Below are 1,664 nucleotides of genomic sequence, written 5' to 3' on the forward strand. Positions count from 1 at the left end.
GCGCCAAGTGTAACCAATGGATGCCGATTCGACGATGGGCGCACACCCACACGGTGAGGCAAGGAAGCGTGATGAGGCCCGGCGCCCGGAGGTCGCAAGTTCAGGAMGCTTCAGCCATTCTTGCCTGGTTTCCACCAAGCAAGGGGGTTCTATGAAGAAGCTTGTCATTTCCGTTGCGCTGGCTGTTGCGGCGCTGGCGCTGCCGGCACTGTCGATGGCGCAGTCGCGTCGCGTGGTCGTCGTGCATCACCCGGTCCATCACCGTCCGGTGCATCACCACTATCACCACCGTGCCTATCACCACCGCCCGTACCACCGTCCGCCGCCGCGCCACCATCCGGCGTATCACCCGGCCTACCATCGCTGAGGCCTATGCGGCATCTCTGACGGCAGCGCCCGCTTAGGTGGGCGTTGCCTTAGCATCGGCATGGGCTTGTCGGAATCAAGCTCGTTCTGGTCTGGTTCGACGATAGAACACCCATGATCGAACCATGCCGCTTGCCAGCGTGATGCCACCACTCACGTCGAAGAAGAGGCAGTCCGATCACGAGGGCGATCGAGACCCACGGCAACAGGCAATCCCATAGCCAGGCGACCAGGCCCTTGCCGAAAACGTTGGTGAATTCGCCGGCGAACACGATGAGTGCGTCAGGGAACGTCGGCGACGCTCCACACGTAGGGAAGCGCTTCGGGAAAATTCATCCTGTCCAGAATCTTGTCCTGCTTCTTCAGGATGGCCCGGCAACCGTCGGCCATGCTGTCGCCACTTTGCGAAATATCGGCAGCACGTAGCAGCGCCTTCTTCATCGTGTCGCTGCTGTCCGCCGAGAGGGCGTTGATGAGCGCCTGCTCGCTCCCGCCCAAGCGACTGTAGGCAGCACGAACACGATCGTGCTCAGCGGCGTATCGGTTCGCGTAGTTCCTCGCATAGTCGGACAGGTCGATGCCTTCCTTCCTGCAGACGGCGGGCAGCAGGTTCGCGCCCGACCAATAGAAGCTCAGATAGACCTCGAGTGCAGCCTTGCGCCGTTGGGCGACCGGGAGGGCATCAAGCTGCGCTTGTACGTGTTGGCGAGCCTCGTAACGCTCGTGGGCCAGAGTGATCTGGCGTAGGGCGGCCTGACCGCCATAGACGACGATGACGAGCACGACGAGGCGGAAGATCCATTTCATCCCGGTGGTTCCCTGTTGATTCCCCGGTGAGCATTAGATCGCAAGAAATTGCGAATATCCATCCCCATCGGAACACGGTGCCGATCTTCAGTCTTTGCTGGACAGGCTTGAGGTGATGAACGATGCCAGCTCCCGTCGAACGCCACCGGTCAGCCATTGGGACAGGCGAACCGCGACGAACCCACCCATGCTGACGCCGACCGCGACCAGCACCAGGACGGGACGTGGGTACACGCCGGGGTTCGCTTGAGAGACAACGATGCCCGCGCCAAGCATGCCAACCATCGCGATGACACAAGCCCAGGCCCTTACCACGGGCACGACGCCGAACTTTCCCAGCAACACCGTCTTATCGCCTAAGGCTTCGAAGCGACCGACAAAACGCGGCCGAAAAACGTTGCTCATAAAGGGCGTCATCCATGTCAGCCGTACGCGTTGTTGGGCGACTTTCCCGAAGACACGTTGCCCCTCGTGCGTGCGGAGGCCCGAGA

3 protein-coding genes are annotated in these 1,664 nt (G+C 61.4%); 1 reads left to right on the forward strand and 2 read right to left on the reverse strand.

Translation table 11 applies throughout. The features are described from left to right. Nucleotides 1–151 precede the first annotated feature (151 nt). Nucleotides 152–367 carry a hypothetical protein gene (locus AC1DT2_RS22655; protein ID WP_477298895.1) on the forward strand — a complete coding sequence of 72 codons (216 nt, stop codon included), beginning with the start codon at nt 152–154 and terminating at the stop codon, nt 365–367. Between the two features lie 281 nt (nt 368–648). Here AC1DT2_RS22655 and AC1DT2_RS22660 read toward each other — a convergent pair whose 3' ends face one another. Both AC1DT2_RS22660 and AC1DT2_RS22665 read right to left on the reverse strand, forming a co-directional pair. Next, complete coding sequence (locus AC1DT2_RS22660) at nt 649–1,173, reverse strand: hypothetical protein (protein ID WP_477298897.1); 525 nt, start codon at nt 1,171–1,173, stop codon at nt 649–651. A gap of 87 nt (nt 1,174–1,260) precedes the next feature. Continuing rightward, a partial coding sequence (locus AC1DT2_RS22665) for a hypothetical protein (protein ID WP_477298899.1) occupies nt 1,261–1,664 on the reverse strand: 404 nt, incomplete at its 5' end.

Source organism: Luteibacter sp. P4_E6 (assembly GCF_056401535.1).